Origin of the sequence: Massilia sp. UYP11, assembly GCF_050434805.1 — a bacterium.
Taxonomy (GTDB): Bacteria; Pseudomonadota; Gammaproteobacteria; order Burkholderiales; family Burkholderiaceae_D; genus Telluria.
Genome location: NZ_JBNDJE010000009.1, coordinates 1 through 16,979, shown reverse-complemented (window position 1 = coordinate 16,979; position 16,979 = coordinate 1). Strand labels below are relative to the sequence as shown.

Annotated in this window: 14 protein-coding genes and 1 pseudogene; 8 read left to right on the top strand and 7 right to left on the bottom strand. The window is 68.4% G+C overall.

Features of this window, described 5'->3' with window-relative positions; all coding sequences use genetic code 11:
- Position 1 precedes the first annotated feature (1 nt).
- Complete coding sequence (paoC, locus tag ABIB38_RS14010; protein ID WP_429204721.1) at positions 2-2,209, top strand: aldehyde oxidoreductase molybdenum-binding subunit PaoC; 2,208 nt, start codon at positions 2-4, stop codon at positions 2,207-2,209.
- 177 nt (positions 2,210-2,386) lie between these two features.
- Here paoC and ABIB38_RS14005 read toward each other — a convergent pair whose 3' ends face one another.
- Together ABIB38_RS14005 and ABIB38_RS14000 are read right to left on the bottom strand one after the other, a co-directional pair.
- Positions 2,387-2,596 (bottom strand): hypothetical protein, encoded by a 210-nt coding sequence (locus ABIB38_RS14005; protein ID WP_429204719.1) that lies wholly within the window; start codon positions 2,594-2,596, stop codon positions 2,387-2,389.
- On the bottom strand, positions 2,597-3,001 hold the full coding sequence (locus ABIB38_RS14000; RefSeq protein ID WP_429204717.1) for a hypothetical protein: 405 nt from the start codon (positions 2,999-3,001) through the stop codon (positions 2,597-2,599). It lies immediately after the preceding gene.
- Positions 3,002-3,188: 187 nt separating this feature from the next.
- Between ABIB38_RS14000 and ABIB38_RS13995 the strand changes: the two genes are divergently transcribed.
- Positions 3,189-3,869, top strand: coding sequence for an SOS response-associated peptidase (locus tag ABIB38_RS13995; RefSeq protein ID WP_429204716.1), 681 nt, complete (start codon positions 3,189-3,191; stop codon positions 3,867-3,869).
- Positions 3,870-4,002: 133 nt separating this feature from the next.
- Here the strand turns inward: ABIB38_RS13995 and ABIB38_RS13990 are convergent, their stop codons facing one another.
- Both ABIB38_RS13990 and ABIB38_RS13985 read right to left on the bottom strand, forming a co-directional pair.
- On the bottom strand, positions 4,003-5,379 hold the full coding sequence (locus tag ABIB38_RS13990) for a DUF4214 domain-containing protein (RefSeq protein WP_429204714.1): 1,377 nt from the start codon (positions 5,377-5,379) through the stop codon (positions 4,003-4,005).
- Between the two features lie 228 nt (positions 5,380-5,607).
- Positions 5,608-6,762 (bottom strand): choice-of-anchor Q domain-containing protein, encoded by a 1,155-nt coding sequence (locus ABIB38_RS13985; protein WP_429204713.1) that lies wholly within the window; start codon positions 6,760-6,762, stop codon positions 5,608-5,610.
- A 474-nt stretch (positions 6,763-7,236) separates the two neighbouring features.
- Here ABIB38_RS13985 and ABIB38_RS13980 point away from each other — a divergent pair, with 474 nt between their 5' ends.
- Positions 7,237-7,596, top strand: a complete 360-nt coding sequence (locus ABIB38_RS13980) for a DUF1566 domain-containing protein (RefSeq protein ID WP_429204711.1) — start codon at positions 7,237-7,239, stop codon at positions 7,594-7,596.
- Between the two features lie 24 nt (positions 7,597-7,620).
- Here ABIB38_RS13980 and ABIB38_RS13975 read toward each other — a convergent pair whose 3' ends face one another.
- Together ABIB38_RS13975 and ABIB38_RS13970 are read right to left on the bottom strand one after the other, a co-directional pair.
- The gene (locus ABIB38_RS13975; RefSeq protein WP_429204709.1) at positions 7,621-9,063 is read right to left on the bottom strand and encodes a M20/M25/M40 family metallo-hydrolase; all 1,443 of its coding nucleotides are present in this window, start codon (positions 9,061-9,063) and stop codon (positions 7,621-7,623) included.
- A gap of 112 nt (positions 9,064-9,175) precedes the next feature.
- Entirely contained in the window at positions 9,176-10,315 is a 1,140-nt protein-coding gene (locus tag ABIB38_RS13970; protein WP_429204707.1) for a metallophosphoesterase, read from the bottom strand.
- Between the two features lie 194 nt (positions 10,316-10,509).
- On the opposite strand from ABIB38_RS13970, the gene ABIB38_RS13965 reads away from it, so the two are divergent.
- From ABIB38_RS13965 to ABIB38_RS13945, 5 genes are all read left to right on the top strand, one after another.
- Positions 10,510-11,025, top strand: coding sequence for a glycine zipper 2TM domain-containing protein (locus tag ABIB38_RS13965; protein ID WP_429204706.1), 516 nt, complete (start codon positions 10,510-10,512; stop codon positions 11,023-11,025).
- A 126-nt stretch (positions 11,026-11,151) separates the two neighbouring features.
- Entirely contained in the window at positions 11,152-12,114 is a 963-nt protein-coding gene (locus ABIB38_RS13960; RefSeq protein ID WP_429204704.1) for a protein kinase domain-containing protein, read from the top strand.
- Complete coding sequence (locus tag ABIB38_RS13955; protein WP_429204703.1) at positions 12,111-14,486, top strand: FtsW/RodA/SpoVE family cell cycle protein; 2,376 nt, start codon at positions 12,111-12,113, stop codon at positions 14,484-14,486. The genes ABIB38_RS13960 and ABIB38_RS13955 overlap by 4 nt, the downstream gene beginning before the upstream one ends.
- Complete coding sequence (locus tag ABIB38_RS13950) at positions 14,456-16,027, top strand: hypothetical protein (RefSeq protein WP_429204701.1); 1,572 nt, start codon at positions 14,456-14,458, stop codon at positions 16,025-16,027. Before ABIB38_RS13955 ends, ABIB38_RS13950 begins: the two co-directional genes overlap by 31 nt.
- An 8-nt stretch (positions 16,028-16,035) precedes the next feature.
- Positions 16,036-16,512, top strand: coding sequence for an SH3 domain-containing protein (locus ABIB38_RS13945; protein ID WP_429204700.1), 477 nt, complete (start codon positions 16,036-16,038; stop codon positions 16,510-16,512).
- Positions 16,513-16,610: 98 nt separating this feature from the next.
- Here ABIB38_RS13945 and ABIB38_RS13940 read toward each other — a convergent pair.
- Positions 16,611-16,979 (bottom strand): annotated as a pseudogene (locus tag ABIB38_RS13940) (hypothetical protein); the annotation flags it as partial.

The following is a 16,979-nucleotide window of genomic DNA, read 5'->3' as shown; positions in this document are numbered from 1 at the left end:
CATGAAATTCACTACTCCAGCCACCACCAATCCCATCGACCGCCAGCGCTATGTCGGCCAGCCGCTTGACCGCATCGATGGTCCGCTCAAGTGCACCGGCACGGCGCCTTACGCCTACGAGCACCACAAGGAAGTGCCGAACGCCGCCCACGGCTTCGTGGTCGGCTCCGGCATCGCCAAGGGCCGCATCGCCTCGATCGAGATCGAGGCCGCGCGCCGCGCGCCCGGCGTGCTGGCCGTGGTCACGGCCGCCAATGCCGGCAAGCTGGGCAAGGGCGACAAGAACGTCGCCCACCTGCTGGCCGGCCCGAAGATCGAGCACTACCACCAGGCCGTGGCCCTGGTGGTGGCCGAGACCTTCGAGCAGGCGCGCGCCGCGTCCCACCTGGTGCGCGTGAAGTACGTCGAGGAAAAAGGCCGCTTCGACCTGGCCGCCGAAAAGAACAAGGCGGTCAAGCCGGACTGGGAAGACGACCCGGCCGACTCCAGCGCCGGCAACTTCCAGCGCGGCTTCGATACCGCGCCCGTGAAACTCCACGCCACCTACACCACCCCGGACCAGTCGCACGCGATGATGGAGCCGCATGCGTCCACCGCGGTCTGGGAGGGCGACAAGCTGACGGTCTGGACCTCGAACCAGATGATCAACTGGTGCGTCCAGGACCTGTCCAAGACGCTGGGCATGCCGAAGGAGAAAGTGCGCGTGATCTCGCCCTATGTCGGCGGCGGATTCGGCTCCAAGCTGTTCCTGCGCGCCGACGCCGTGCTGGCGTCGCTCGGCGCGCGCGCGGCCAAGCGTCCGGTCAAGGTGGCGCTGCACCGTCACCTGATCTTCAACAACACCACCCACCGCCCGGCCACGATCCAGCGCATCCGCATCGGCGCCGGCCGCGACGGTCGCATCATGGCCATCGGCCACGAGTCATGGAACGGCAACCTGCCCAAGGGCAGCTCGGAAGTGGCGACCCAGCAGACCCGCCTGCTGTACGCGGGCGCCGACCGCATGACAACGACGCGCGTCGCCCTGCTCGACCTGCCTGAGGGCAATGCGATGCGCGCCCCGGGCGAGGCGCCGGGCATGATGGCGCTCGAAGTCGCGATGGACGAGATGGCCGAAAAACTGAACATCGACCCGGTGCAGTTCCGCATCCTGAACGACACCAAGGTCGATCCCGAGAAGCCGATCCGCAAGTTTTCCGAGCGCCGCTTCGTCGAGTGCATGCGCATGGGCGCCGACAAGTTCGGCTGGAACAAGCGCAATCCCAAGCCCGGACAGACGCGCGAAGGCCGCTGGCTGATCGGCTACGGCGTGGCCTCGGCCTTCCGCAACAGCCCGGTGATGAAGTCGGCGGCGCGGGTGCGCCTCGCGCAGGACGGCAAGGTGATCGTCGAAACCGACATGACCGACATCGGCACCGGCAGCTACACCATCATCGGCCAGACCGCGGCCGAGATGCTGGGCGTGCCGCTCGAGCGGGTCGAGGTGCGCCTGGGCGACTCCAGCTTCCCGGCGTCGAGCGGCTCGGGCGGCCAATGGGGCGCGAACAGCTCGACGTCGGGCGTGTACGCCGCCTGCGCCAAGCTGCGCGAACTGGTGGCGGCCAAACTCGGCGTCAACGAGCGCGATGCCGAGTTCGTGGACGGCGCCGTCCGTGCGGGCGGGCGCGACCTGCCGCTGGCGCAGGCCGCTGCCGGCGGCGAGCTGGTGGCCGAGGACACGATCGAATTCTCCGGTGGCCTCGACAAGAAGAACCAGCTCTCGACCTTCGGCGCCCACTTCGTCGAAGTGGCGGTCGACCCGGTGACCGGTGAAATGCGGGTGCGGCGCATGCTGGCCGTGTGCGCGGCCGGCCGCATCCTCAATCCCAAGCAGGCGCGCAGCCAGGTAATCGGCGCCATGACCATGGGCGTGGGCGGTGCGCTGATGGAACACCTGGTGGTCGACAAGCGCCTCGGCTTCTTCGCCAACCACGATCTCGCCAGCTACGAGGTGCCGGTGCATGCCGACATTCCGCACCAGGAAGTCGTGTTCCTGAAGGAAGAAGACGAGCTGTCCTCGCCCATGAAAGCCAAGGGCGTCGGCGAACTCGGTATCTGCGGGGTCGCCGCGGCGGTCGCGAACGCGGTCTACAACGCCACCGGCGTGCGGGTGCGCGAATATCCGATCACGCTCGACAAGCTGATCGAGAAGATGCCGCTGTCCGCCTGAGCGCAGGCGGGCGCATGTCAGGCTGACGTTCAGCCTGACATGCAGGCGGACATGCAGCCGACGGCGTCCAAGCAGTGGCGTTCGCCGCGCGTTGCCGCGTACAAGGCCTGGTCGGCCGCCTCGCTCAGCGCGTGCGGCACGCTCAGGCGCGTGCGGTCGAAGGCGACGCCGGGTCGGTCAGGCAGGGCTTTGCAGCAAGTGCCAGGCCATCGCCACGCAGACGATCGCCACGAAGAGCAGCAGGCCGAACACGAAGATGCGCATCGAATTGGCCAGGCCCGTCACGGCGCGGTTGGCGGTCTCGCCCAGCTTGCCCCGCCGGCGCGCCCCGTTCAGCAGCAGCGAGAAGAAGATGAACAGGGTCGCGCAGATCAGTACCAGCTTCATCTAGGTTCGCACCGCCACCAGGATCAAGGCCACCACGGCCAGCAGCGCCGACAGGCCGGCGGTCACGCCGAGCCAGGTGATCTTCTGGCGCTGCACGTCCATCTTGGCGATCAACTGGGCGTTCTGATCGGCCAGGTTGGCGATCAGTTCCGAAGCCGAGCGCATCTGGTTGCGCAGGTCGTTCAGCTCGGCGTCGCTCTGTTCGGCACGCGCGATCAGGTGGCCGATGACGTCGTCTTCTTGTGCCGCCATCTCAGGGCTCAAGCCGGTCGCCGGGTTCACTTCCCCCGGTCTGCGATTGACCGTGTCCCACAAGCGGCGCGCGCCGGTCGCCACCTGGGGCGCGGCGTGGATCACCTCGCTCCATGGGACGGTCTTCAATACGGTCCACCAGCCTGCTGCCATACCTGCTCCTTGTCAATCATGTGAGGCTGGAGCATACCATTGCCGGACGGTGCGGCCAAACGCCGCACGCGTCCTGCACCGGGCTCGCACAGATCTTGCACGGATCCTGCACGGGTTGTGCATGGGTCTCGCATGACGGCGCGCCTGCCGCGTGCTGCCCGACAGCGGCTTGCGCTAGTATCGCGTCATGTGTGGACGATTTGACCAGAGCCAGACGGCTCGCAACTACGCCAGCGCGATCGGCTGGCTCGACGCGGTGTACGACAGCGAATCCGCGCCGGCCTACAACGTGCCTCCCGGCACTTACCGGCCTGTGCTGCATATCCAGGACGGCCAGCGGCGGGTGGACGACGTGTACTGGAGCTACCAGGCGCGTTGGGCCAAGGGCAAGGTGCCGGTGACGATCAATGCGCGCATGGACAAGCTCACCAACCGCTACTGGCGCGGCCTGCTCAAGTCGGGGCGGGCGCTGGTGCCGGCCGAAGGCTGGTATGAATGGACTGGCGAAAAAGGCCACAAGCAGCCGTGGCACATCCACCGCCGGGACGGTGCGCCGCTGTTCATGCTGGCCCTGGCCAATTTCGGCGGTTTTACCGAAAGCCGCGCCGAAGCCGGTTTCGTGCTGGTGACCGACGACGCCTCGGGCGGCATGCTCGACATCCACGACCGGCGGCCGGTGGTGCTGGATGCGCGCGACGCCGACACCTGGCTCGATCCAGCGCTCTCGAGCGAGGAAGCGCTGGCGTTCGCGCGCCGCGCCGCCCTGCCCTCGGATGCATTCGAATGGCACGCGGTCAGCACGCTGGTCAACCGGGCCGGGGTCGGCGGTCCCGAAGTCGTGCAACCCATCGATACCGAAGCCGAATGAACAAAGGCCCGGACGCTCGCACGTCCGGGCCTTTCAGCTGGCGGCCACGCCGCCAGCGCTCCTCGGTAGCGCCGCTTGACCTGGCGCTGCCGACGGCTGCTTAGCGCTGATTTAGCGCTAATTTAGCGCTGATTCAACGCTGATACGCGCCGAGGTCGATGCTGCCGCCACGCGCCTTGCCGTCGATGTCGGTCTTCGGCGCATAGGTCGCGAGGCCACGACCGATTGCCGGCGAGCTCGCCGTCAGCTTGTAGTCCGGCGTTGCCGCGGTGCGCGAGTAGCCGGCGAACAGCGGTTCCGAGCTGATGGTGCCCGTATGGGTCAGGCCATTACGCAGCTGGAAGTTGTAGGTCGTGTTCTTGGTGACCAGGTTGTTTTTGTACGTATTGCCCTTGCCGGTCGTGCCCTGCTCGGAAATGCCGTACTTGTTGTCGTACACGATGTTGTTGTGCACGTGGACGTTGTTGGCGCCCGCTTTGGTGAAGTAGAAGTCGCCGCCGCCGACGATGATCCCGAACACCGACGAGCTCACCGTGTTGTTGACGATCTGGAGGTCCGTGGCGTCGTGCCACAGGTGGATCGCCGCCGAGCCCACGCGGTAGACCACGTTGTTCTTGATCGTGCCCGAGGTGCTGTGATAGATGCCCTGGACGTAGGTGCAGCCGGCCGGGCCGATATCGTGCACGACGTTGCCGATCACGTCGCCCTTGACGCCCTTGTAGTAGCTGTCCACGCCGATCGCCGAGCCGCCGGCGCTGTTGCACGGAATGGTTGTCGCCATGTGGTGCACGCGGTTGCCCTGGATGACGTTGTACGAACCGCCGGTATAGATGCCGAGCACCCATTTGGTGCCGCTGCCGATCTTGCTGCCATCGACGTCGAAACCGATGATGCTGACGTAGTTGCCGCGGTTGTCCCAGGCGGTCTTGTTGGTCGAGTTGGCAGGCGGCACGATCTTGGCGCCCCACTTGGTCGTCGACACCCAATAAATGCGGCTGCTTGCCGTGCCACTGGCGGTGGTCCGGATGCCGCCGGCGTAGGTGCCGGGCGCCACGAACACGGTGGTGCCGGCCTTCGTCACGGCCTGGGCGGCGCGCGCCAGGGTCTTGAACGGCGCGGCCTTGGTGCCGGCGGCGCTGTCCGAACCGGTCGGCGAGACATAGAAATTGTTTGGCGTAGCCGGGATGCCCGCGCCGACGACAGGCGCTGGATTGCGCGCGGTATATTCGGGGCTGCGCTTGATCTCCGCTTCGATGTTCGCCAGGCTGACGCCACTGTTCATCGCTTGGGTCCAGAACTGCCAACCTTCCGCATCGGGTTCACGGCCGAGCAGGGTCAGGTACAGCTGGCGCACTTGATCCTGGGCCGAGGCAGCGGCGGTGGCGGCTGGCGTCGGGCTTTGCGGGGCCGTGGCGGCCTGGGCCGATGCGGTGGCGGCCAGCAGAACGGCTGCGGCAACGGCAGTCAGGTTGGTACGAAGGTTCGAGGCGATCATGGTGCTGCTTTTCATCTGAGGTTTCCTTCTAGTCCGGAAAAAACACCGGGCAATGGAGGGGCCACGCGCAGGGCGCGGCAGTCCACGCGGGACGTGGGCTTCTCCTGATGTGTCGGAGCGGACGGGGCGCATGCGCCCGTCCACGAGGTCGCCAGCTGGCGCTGGCGTGGGTGACGCCGGATGAAGCTGGCCAGGGCTGGCTTCGGTCCGGCTCGGTACTGCGGGGGGACTGCGTGGTAGTGCTTAGCGCTGGTAAGCGCCGAGGTCGATGGCCGTGCCACGCGCCTTGCCGTCGATGTCGGTCTTCGGCGCATAGGTCGCGAGGCCACGGCCGATTGCCGGCGAGCTCGCTGTCAGCTTGTAGTTCGGCATCGCCGCGGTGCGCGAGTAGCCGGCGAACAGCGGTTCCGAGCTGATGGTGCCCGTATGGGTCAGGCTATTGCGCAGCCGGAAGTTATAGGTCGTGTTCTTGGTGACCAGGTTGTTTTTGTACGTATTGCCCTTGCCGGTCGTGCCCTGCTCGGAAATGCCGTACTTGTTGTCGTACACGATGTTGTTGTGCACGTGGACGTTGTTGGCGCCCGCTTTGGTGAAGTAGAAGTCGCCGCCGCCGACGATGATCCCGAACACCGACGAGCTCACCGTGTTGTTGACGATCTGGAGGTCCGTGGCGTCGTGCCACAGGTGGATCGCCGCCGAGCCCACGCGGTAGACCACGTTGTTCTTGATCGTGCCCGAGGTGCTGTGATAGATGCCCTGGACGTAGGTGCAGCCGGCCGGGCCGATATCGTGCACGACGTTGCCGATCACGTCGCCCTTGACGCCCTTGTAGTAGCTGTCCACACCGATCGCCGAGCCGCCGGCGCTGTTGCACGGAATGGTCGTCGCCATGTGATGCACGCGGTTGCCCTCGATGACGTTGTACGAACCGCCGGTATAGATGCCGAGCACCCATTTGGTGCCGCTGCCGATCTTGCTGCCGTCGACGTCGAAACCGATGATGCTGACGTAGTTGCCACGGTTGTCCCAGGCGGTCTTGTTGGTCGAGCTGGCAGGCGGCACGATCTTGGCGCCCCACTTGGTCGTCGACACCCAATAAATGCGGCTGCTTGCCGTGCCACTGGCGGTGGTCCGGATGCCGCCGGCGTAGGTGCCGGGCGCCACGAACACGGTGGTGCCGGCCTTCGTCACGGCCTTGGCGGCGCGCGCCAGGGTCTTGAACGGCGCGGCCTTGGTGCCGGCAGCGGTATCCGAGCCGGACGGCGAGACGTAGAAATTGTTTGGCGTGGCCGGGACGGTCGCGGCATTGGCCGCCATGGCGGCGGCCAGCATGGCGACGGCGGTAGCGGCGCGGGCGACGCTGGTACGGGTCGGAGCGAAAGTAGCAAAAGTCTGCATGTCGAGGTCTTACCTTAGGTGAACGAGGTAACCCTTTGAACGCAGGAAACTTCCTAAGTTCAACTTTTTCTAGGAAATTTTTTCTAGAAGTATCAAATTCCTAAACGAAATTTCACTGTGGAAATAAAATACGCGCCAGCGATGGGCGTCGTGATACGTACCCGAGGCGGCGTAGTCGAGTGATCTAGCTAACCGCGCGTCGTGCGGTATGCGCTTGCGCGGCATGTGCTGGACGGCAATGCGTCCGGGCACGGTGTCGAGTCGAAACGGCCGGCCTCTGTGAATGAAGTTAACTTCTGTAGTCCAAGTTATTCAAAGAATTTTTTCCGGATGAAATCACTCCTCACGAGATTCGTCCCCATAGAAATTAAACCTCCCCATGATCTAGATCGAATCAAACGCGAAACCAAAAGTCGCGCTCAGCAGTCTTATCCCACTGCTACTTAACGCGAGGTGATTTCAATGGGCGAATACATGCAAATCCGGGGCATGCTGCAAGACGGCGAGGAATACGCAGGTCTGATCTTGGGCAAGGACGAACCCGACTACCACCTGGTCCTGCTGCCAGGCGATTCCTCCGACGTCAGCTGGCCCACTGCGGTGGACTGGGCCATCGCTCATGGGGGGGCGCTGCCGACGCGGCGCGAACTGGCTCTGCTGTTCGCGAACCTGCGCGAATCGTTCGAGCGCAACTGGTACTGGTCGAGCGAGCCGCACGCCACCCGCGCGCAGCTGGTCTGGGGCCAGAATTTCGCGAGCGGCATCCAGACCATCTATGGCCGGCCCTACCGCGGCCACGCGCGCGCCATACGGCGCATCAGCACGGCGGCTTGAGCCGGCGGCGCGGGCGACCCTGGGTCAGGGCTTCGGCACGCTGGAGCGGCCGATGTCCTGCTCCATATTGGCCAGGTACCAGGCAGTCGCGGTCATCAGCGCCACATGGCGGCGCAGGATGTCCGGATCTACCTTGTCCAGGGTGTCGGCCGGCGTGTGGTGGTAGTCGAAATAGCTTGAGGTGTCCACGATCGGGGCGAAGCTCGGCACGCCCGCGCGTTCCAGACCGGCCAGGTCGCCGGTGGCGAGCACGTCCTGGCGCTGGAACACGTTGGCGCCGATCGGCTGCAATGCCGCCTGCAGCGGCGCGAACAGCTTGACCGACTGCGGCATCACGCTGGCGCGCAGGCCGAAGGGGCGGCCGACGCCGTTGTCGCTCTCGATCGCCCCGAAGTGCTTGCCCGCGTTCGCCTGTTCGGCGGCGAGGTAGGTGCTCGCCCCGCGCTGGCCGTTCTCTTCATTCATCCAGGCGACGAAGCGGATGGTGCGGCGCGGACGGTAGTCGAGCTTTTGCAGCACCTCGAACACGGCCATCGCGCTGGCGACGGCCGCGGCGTCGTCGTGCGCGCCCGGCGACAGGTCCCAGGAGTCGAGGTGGCCCGAGACGATCACGATCTCGTCCGGTTTCTCGGTGCCCGGCAAGTCGGCGATCACGTTGAAGCTGTCGGCGTCCGGCAGGTTCTGCGGGGTCAGCACCAGCTTCATGCTCAGCGGGCCGCGCCTGGCCAGGCGCGCCATCAGCATCGCGTCCTCCGCCGTCACGGCGGCGGCCGGGATGCGTGCGTTCTCAAGCAGGCCCGACGAACCGGTATGCGGCAGGCGATAGGCCGCGCCGCCGACCGACCGCACCAGCGCGCCGACGGCGCCGAGTTCGGCCGCCATGCGCGGACCGTTGCGGCGATAGGCCGACCCCTGTCCATAGGCATGCCCGGCCAGGCCGCGATCGGCCATGTGCTGGTCGAACGCCACGTCGAACAGCACGATCTTGCCCTTCACTTCCGCGGCGCGGGTCTTGAGTTCATCGAAGCTCTTGAGCACGAGCACCGGCGCCACCAGGCCCTCGGCCGGAGTCGCGCCCGAGCCGCCCAGCGCGGCCAGTACGACGCGCTGGGTCACGCCTTGCGGGCGCCCCGTGTACTCGACCAGCTCGCCGGTCTCGATGCCGCGCACCCAATGCGGCACCTTTACTGGTTGCAAGGTCACCCTGGCGCCGAGCTTGCGCATCGCTTCCGCCACCTGGGTGACCGCCGCCGCCGCGCCGGGCGAGCCGGACAGGCGCGGACCGATCAAGTCGGTCATGTCTTCGGTGCGTTGCCAGGCGTAGTCGCTGCTCATCGCCGTGTCGCGGATCTTGGCGAGGGCAGCCGGATCATTGCCGGGGCTGGCAGCCAGGGCCGGCACGCCCAGCAGCGCGGCGGCGATGACGCCCATGACGGGAAGATGGTGGAGACGGAAGCTGCGTTTCATGCGCGGAAACCCTTGCTAGTTCGAAAGGATTCAAACGATAGCGCATTCGGCAACTTTTTGCCCCTGTTTTTTGCCGTACGTACATGCGGCAGATGGCGGCGCAGCGCCGTGCTCAGGCCCGCACCAGGCGCACCAGGGTGATCTCGGATGGCGCGCCGAAGCGCTTCGGCGGCCCCCAGTAGCCGGTGCCGCGGCTGGTATACACCCACATGTCGCGCACACGGTTCAGTCCAGCAACGAAAGGCTGCTGCAGCGGCACAAACAGGTTCCACGGAAAGAACTGGCCGCCGTGGGTATGGCCCGACAATTGCAGGTCGAAGCCGGCCGCCGCCGCCGCCGGCGCGCTGCGCGGCTGGTGGGCCAGCAGCACTTTCACGCCGACCTCGGGCGGCGCGCCACGCAGGGCGCGCTGCGGGTCGCTCTTGTGCTCGGGGTGGAAGTGGTGGGCGGTATAGTCGGCCACGCCGGCGATCATGAGCGCGGCGCTGCCGCGCCGGCGCACCACGTGCTCGTTCATGAGCACCGTCAGGCCCAGCCGCCGCACCTCGGCAATCCACTCCAGCGCGCCGGAATAGTATTCGTGGTTGCCGGTGACGAAGAACACGCCGTCGCTCGCCTTCAGCCGCGCCAGCGGTTCGGTATGCATGGCCAGGCGCTGCACGCTGCCATCGACCAGGTCGCCGGTCACGGCAATGGCGTCGGCGCCGAGCTTGTTGACCTGGTTGACGATGGCGTTCAGGTAAGGCCGCTTGATGGTGGGGCCGACGTGGATGTCCGAGATCTGGGCGATGGCGTAGCCGTGCAGATCGGCCGGCAAGTCGCGGATCGGCACGTCGACCTTCACCACCCGCGCCACCCGCCGCGCGTTGACGTAGCCGACCATGGTCACGGCCAGCGCCACCAACGGCACGGCCAGCGCGCTGCCATGGGCGAGCGCCGGCGTCAGCGCGCCGAAGGGCAGCAGCACCAGCAGGACGATGTCGCGCAGCACGGTCGCGACCAGCAGCGACGAGAACAGGCCCATCGACAGCAGGCCGAGCCAGGCGGCCAGGTCCGACCACCGCCGCCGCCGCCGCAGCGAGGACGACACCAGGCCGACCGGGACCAGTGTGCCGAGCAGGCCCAGCAGAATGACGGCGGCGACGGTGCCGGCCGCCGCCAGCCCGAGGTCGGGCAGCAGGCGCATGCCGATATACACCAGCAACAAGACCAGCAGGGAGAAGACAATGACGATGCTACGGCTCGGGCGCATGGCAGGTTCGGATAACGGTGGTCGTGCGTAGATGGGGCGCCCGACGCTGCTTGCAAGGTGGAATGTTACTGGCTGAGATGCAGTTGTAAAAAACTGTATTAACGAATGGCATGATCCGCCGTCGGGAATATAGTACCTCCATGCCCGGTGTCGCAGTTATCATCCCGATCTCCGCCAGGGTACGAGGAAAAACCATGTTGAAATCGACAACCCTTGGTGCTGTGCTGCTGGCCGCTGTCGCGGTATCGCCGGCGGCAATGGCCGGTGATCGTGGTACGAACACGGCCGTTGGCGCGGTGCTCGGCGCCGTCGTCGGCCACACGGTCGGCGGCACCGGTGGCGCGGTCGCCGGCGGCGTGATCGGCGCGGCGGTGGGTAATTCCATCAACACCCGCGACGACCGCCGTCATTATGGCCATCACAATGGCTACAACAACGGCTACCACCAGCCGCGACCGGTGTACGTGCAGCAGCGACCCGTGTATGTGCAGCCGCGCCCGGTCTATGTGCAGCCGCGCCCGGTGTACGTGGAATCGCGACCGGTCTATGTCCAACCGCGCCCGGTGTACGTGCAGCCGCGCCCGGTCTATGTCGAGCATCGTGGCCGCGGCTGGGACCGTCATGACCGGCATGACCGTCGTGACCGGCACGATCGCTGGGACCGCGACGACCGCCGCGGCCACGGCCACGGCCACGGCTACGGCCGCTGATCCACGCCGATCCGATGAGCCGCGCACCGCGCGGCTTTTTACTGGGCGCCACACGGCCACGGCGCCTTTCCCCTCCCCTCCGCTAGTTCCCCGCATCGGCGCCATGCGCCAGGCTCGGGGGACACCATGTACGAAGCAGGCACCGTCATTTCGCTGGCCGGCGGCCAGTACCGCTTGCGCGAGGCGCTGGCCGGCTCGGCCTATGGCGTCGTCTGGCGCGCCGACAGCCTGCACGCCAACGGTTGCGTCGCCCTCAAGCTGGTCAACCTGGAACAGATGGAACGCGCACCAGTCGGCTTGCGCGCGCGCTGGCTGGCCAGCGCCAGCACCGAGATCGCCTTCCTGCGCGCCCTGGCGCCCTGGGACGCCCGCCACATCGTGCGCCTGCTCGACAGCGGCGAGCACGCCGGCATGCCGGCGATGGCGCTCGAGCTGCTCGACGGCGACCTGGCCGGCCACCTGAGCCGCGCAGCGGCGCTGGGGCGCACGGTCGCCCCCGACCGCGCCCTGGCCTGGATCGGCCAGGTCAACCAGGCGCTGGCCAAGGTCCATGCCAGCGGCTGGCGCTACCTCGACCTCAAGCCCGGCAACCTGCTGCTCGACGGCGCCAGCGACGCCGTCAAGCTGGCCGATTTCGGCACCAACCGCCGCCTCGACGACTTGCGCGCCCACACCTACGCCGGCACCGCCAACTGGCAAGCCCCGGAACAGTTCTTCCCCGACGCCGACGGCTACGCCACCGAAGCGCGCACCGATTATTTCGCCCTCGGCGCCCTGCTCTACTACCTGGTCTGCGGCCGCCTGCTGCGCTACAGCAGCGCCTGCGGCCAGGCCTGGCAGGCGCATGGCCGCCATGCGGCGGCCAGCCTGCTGGGCGAACGCCAGGTGCGGCCGGCCGTGCTGCAAGCGGACGAAGCGGCGCTGTTCGCCGCCCGCCTGGGCCCTGCCGCCGCACCCGGCCTCGCGCTGCTGCGCGCTTTGGTGGCCGAGCGTCCCGCCGACCGTCCACGCCACGCGCTGGACATCAGCCGCAGCCTGGCGCGCGCCGTCTCCGCCCTGGATGCCGAACCGCTCGAGAGCGCGGCATGAAGCATGTCGCACAGCGTGGCATACCGCGAGGCATACCGCGTCCGCCCCTCGGCGCCGGTCTCGCCTGGATTCTTCTGGCGCTGCTGTGCGCCGTGCAACTGCTGGCCCTGCTCAGGACGCCGGCGGCCTGGTCCCCGTCCGAGATCGCGGTGACGCTCGCCGCGGGCGAATCGGTCATGCTGGGGCGCCACGAACTGGGCGCGCCGCGCGCCGCTTCGCGCCAGCTGGTGTTGCGCCGCGACCGCGACGGCGCCTGGCTGCTGCGCAACGCCGAACCGCTGCAACCCGTGCTGCTGCGCCGCGGCGATGCGCGCGAGCGCAGCAGCGACTTGCCGCTCGCGGCCGGCCAGCGCATCCGGGCCGGCGCGCTGCAACTGCAGGTGCTGGCCGCCGATGCGGGACGCGCTACCTTGCACGACGGCGAACGGACCTGGGACTACGACGGCGCCACCGTGCTGCGCGATGGCCAGCCGCAGCCGGCCTGTGCCGACAGCGGCCTGCCGGCGCGCGCGCTGGCCGCCTGGAACCGCCTGCTGCCGCAAGGCGCGAGCCTGGCGCGACCCCTGAGCCTCGGCGGCCTGCTCTACTGCGGCAACCGCATCGCCGCCGCCGCGATCGAACCGGGCGAGGTCCTGCTGCTGCGCCAGGACGACGGCCGCATCGCCTTGTCGGCGCGCGGCGCCCGGCCGGTGCTGGTCTCGAGCGGCGCCGGCTGGGTCGATGCCGCCCAGCGCGAGCTGCCGCTGGCGGACGTGGATGCCTTCGCCGTGGGCCGCACCCTGTTCACACTGGCGCCGGACGGCGCCACCCTGCGCCTGTCGCCGTCGCGCCAGGTCGCGTTGTCGGCTGCTCCCTCCAGCCAACTGCCGGCCGCGGTGAGCTGGCGCTGGGAACGGCGCGACCATCTCGCCTTGCCCGCGCCGCCGCCGCTGGCCTGGGTCGCCGCCGGTCTCGTCCTCCTGGCGGCGCTCGCCTGCATCGCGCCATCGCTGCGCCGGCGCAGGATGGATCGGGATCTCGTGCGCCCGTGCGCGGCCGCCCTGCTGGCCTCCAGCGCCATGCTGCTGCTGGTCACCCAGCGCACCGTCGGCGCCCCCGGCGCCGCCATGTCCCTGCTGCTGGCCTGGGCCACCCTCTGGCTGATCTTGCTGTACCCGCGCCGCACCGGGCTGCTGGCCTCCAGCGCCGCGCTGCTGCTTGGCGCCGGGTTGCTGGTGCAGCTCGAATTGGGCCTGGGGGCCGGCGACACCGCCTGGCTGCGCCACTTCCAGAACACGGTCGCGCTGCTGGGCCTCGGGCTGCCGGGCGCCCTGCTGTTGCTGTCGCGCTTCGCCCACGGCGCCGTGTCACGCCCCACCACCGAACGCGTGCTGCTGGGATGCGCCGCGCTCGCGCTGGGCGGACTGTTGCTGCAGGTGTGCTTCGGCAACGAGACCGGCGTGTTCGACATCCAGCCCTTCGAGTTCGCCAAGTTGGCCCTGGCCGCGCTGAGCGCGCACTGCCTGGCGCTGGCCGCCGGCGGCGCGACCCAGGCCAGGCGCGACTGGCGCTTCTGGCTGCGCATGGCGGCGCCGGTGCTGCTGTTCATGTTCCTGCTCGCGGTGGCCCTGGTGCGGGTCGACGATTATTCGCCGCTGCTGCTGCTGCTGGTATGGTGCGGCGCCATGCTGCTGGCCTGGGGCGCGAGCCATGGACGGCGCGCCGCGCTGGCCTCGATCTTCCTGGCCGCCTGCCTGGTGGCAGCCGGCGGCGTGACGATGCGCGCCGGCGGCGAGCTGCTCGGCGCCTTCGGCTTCTATCCCGAGCGCTTCCAGGTCTGGAGCGAGCCGACGATCCACCCGCACACCGGCCAGCAGATGCTGCAGGGCAGCCGCGCCATCGTCCAGGGCGGCTGGCTGGGCGCCGACGGGCTGCTGGGCCTTGCGGCGCTGGGCGGCGCGGCCGGCGAGGCGCTGGCCATCCCCGCCATCCAGGACGACTTCGCCCCGTCCTTCCTGCTGCACCGCCACGGCCTGGCGGCGGGCCTGGCGCTGTGGAGCCTGCAGGCGCTGTTCCTGGCGGCGCTGCTGCGCGCCGCCGCCGGCGCCTGGCGTTGTTCGAATGCGTCCAACGACTTCCGGCGCGCCTGGGTCGGCCGCTTCCAGTGCTTCGCCCTGTGCGGCGGCGCAGCCTTCATCGCCGGCCACCTGCTGCTGTCGTGGGGCACCAACCTCGCCATGTTCCCAATCATGGGCCAGCCCATGAGCTTCCTGTCCGCGGGCGGCTCGCACCTGCTGTTTTTCATCTGCCCCCTGCTAGCGTTCGGCATGGCGAGCACCCAATTCAACGAGGAGAGTCAATCATGCCGGTCTATGTCCAACACGAAGTCCTAGGCAAGGTGCAGGATGTGTTCAACGCCGACGCCCTGTGGCAGGCGCCTGGCCTTGCGCTGTTCTCGCGCCGCCCGCTGCTGCGCGACCTGCTCGAGCGCTCCCCGCGCGAGCAGCGCGGCCGCGCCGCCACCCGCTGCTTCTCGCACGTGACCCTGGTGCTGCCGCAGGACGAGGTCGACGACGACCGCCACCTGACCCGCGGCGCGCGCGTGCGCGACCTGGCCCAATCGCTGGCCGCCCTGCACCAGAAGGATTTCGGCGACCTGCTCGGCGGCGAGGAGGTGCGCTACCACGTGCTGGGCAGCGACGACCTCGATCCGGGCGAGGTGCAGGTCAAGTTCGGCCACGCCGTCTACCTGCCGGCGCCGGGCGAGCAGGTCCAGTACACCGTGACCGCCTCGCGCGACAGCGCGATCTGGCAGCCGGTATGCGCCATCTACCCGAACCAGCGCCTGACCCTGGTCGGCCTGGACGCCGCCAGCGCCACCTTCGCGGCGCCCGGCTGGCCGTTTGGTCCGGACGGCGGACTGCTGCTGGTGAACGACGGCCCGGGCGCCCCGCTCGAACTGCAGGTGCGTCCCAAGGACAGTTTCGACTGCCGCTTCGACGCCGCCAACGGCTACTATGTCCTGCGCGGCAAGGGCGCCAGCGCCCAGCGCCTGCTTGTGAAAATCAGCCGCGCCGGCGCGGGCGCCGCCGCCCGTGCGCAGCCGGCGCCGGTCGCCGACCCGGTCATGCCGAGCGCTTCGCCGCAGCGCAGCCCGGCGGTGTGGAAGTCGCGCGCCGTCACGCCGCCGGCCGCCGACCTGACCGCGATGCCGCTGGCCGCGCCGGCCCCGGCGGCTACGCCCGCGCCGACGACGGAGCCCGACGCCACCTATGCCCCGGTGGCGCGCCATCGCATCACGCTGGCCGCGTTGGCCCTGCCGCGCCTGAGCCGCTACCGCGAGACCGGCGCCCAGGCGCTGGAGGTCGGCCTGGACGCTCGGTTGCTGCCCAGCGCGCCGGGCAAGGACAGCGTCATCCGCTTCGCGGTCGACGACGCCGACGAGTTGCACGCGATCACCCCGGCCGGCCGCCAGCGCATCGCCGTGCCGTCCCAGTTCGCTCCGCTCGACAACGCCAGCATCCGCCTGCTGGCGGTCCAGCAGCAACTGGCCGAGCGCTACAGCGCACTGCTGGTGCTGCCGCAGGGCCCGTCGCAGCCGGCGGCAGCCGGCACGCGCCTGACCTTCGGGCGCGGCATGCCGTCGCTGGGGGCGCTGCGCGTGCTCGACACGCCGCAATGCGTGCGCCAGGGCGACGGCGCCCCGGCCGCCAGCGCCGACCGCCTCGGCCTGTCGCGCAACGCCTTCAGCTGGGAAGCCTCGAACGATGGCCTGCGCGTGGCGCGCCTGTCGCCCACCCAGGCGCTGTACCACCTGGACGAGCAACTGGCGCTGGTTGCCCAGATCGAGAGCGCGACCCCGGAGCAACCCTATCTGATCCCGCCGGGCCATCACCTGGCGGCGGGACACTACGTGCTGCGCTTCGACGCCTGAGGACGGCGATGGTCACCCTGACGCAGGCGGCCGCGAATTGGCTTGCATTCGCGCTTGCCTTCGGCGCGGCCCTGGTGCTGACCCTGTGCCTGTGCGCGTGGCTGACGCCGCGCGCCTGGTGGTGGCGGCCGAACGCGCGCGCACTCGGCGTGCTGGGCGCCGGCACCGCGGCCGGCGGGACGCTGTTGCTGGCCATGTTCGGGACGCCCGCGCCAGGCCCGCAACTGGTGCAGTCGGCACAGGAGCAGGAGGCGGCGGGAGTCGAGGTACCGGTCGCCGGCGCCCGCTATCGCGTGCACGATGCGCTCAACCTGCGCGTGGCGGGAGGGATCGGCGCCGCACGCCTGCTGGTGGTGCCGGCCGGCGCGCGGGTGGAAGCGACGGGCTTGCGCGACGGCGACTGGTGGCAGGTGCGCGCCACGGTCGACGGCAAGGCGGTCGAGGGCTGGGCCAGCAGCCTGTGGCTGCGGCGCGCCGATGAGTGATTTTTGACTGCGGACGAACGATAAATTTTGCCATAGCGCTCACGGCGCGCGGGTACGCGACGAGCCGATGTCGACCCGGAGTCGACGTAGCCAGATCGCTACACGCCGTCGCTATTCCACTGAGACAGGCCATCTACCGGCTGGGGTAACCTGCTTTCGAGCCATTTCGTGACGGTTCCCGGTCTGAACGTGCTATCTGCACATTCGATTACCCAGGAAAGATAATCTCTGGGCCGTCCATTAAGGTAGGGCGGTGGAGAAAGCGGCTTGAAAACGGTTGGAAGCCGCTCACTGACCGAAAGATAGTTCAGCACATGTGCCAACTCCTGAACCACTTGCCATGCAAGCGGATGGTCAACGTCAATCGCAAACTGAACCGCCCCGGGTTTTGTAGAGGCTCCATTCTTTGAGAAAATGGAGCTATGAAGAAGCAACCGAAGTATTCCCCCGAAGTCATCGAGCGCGCT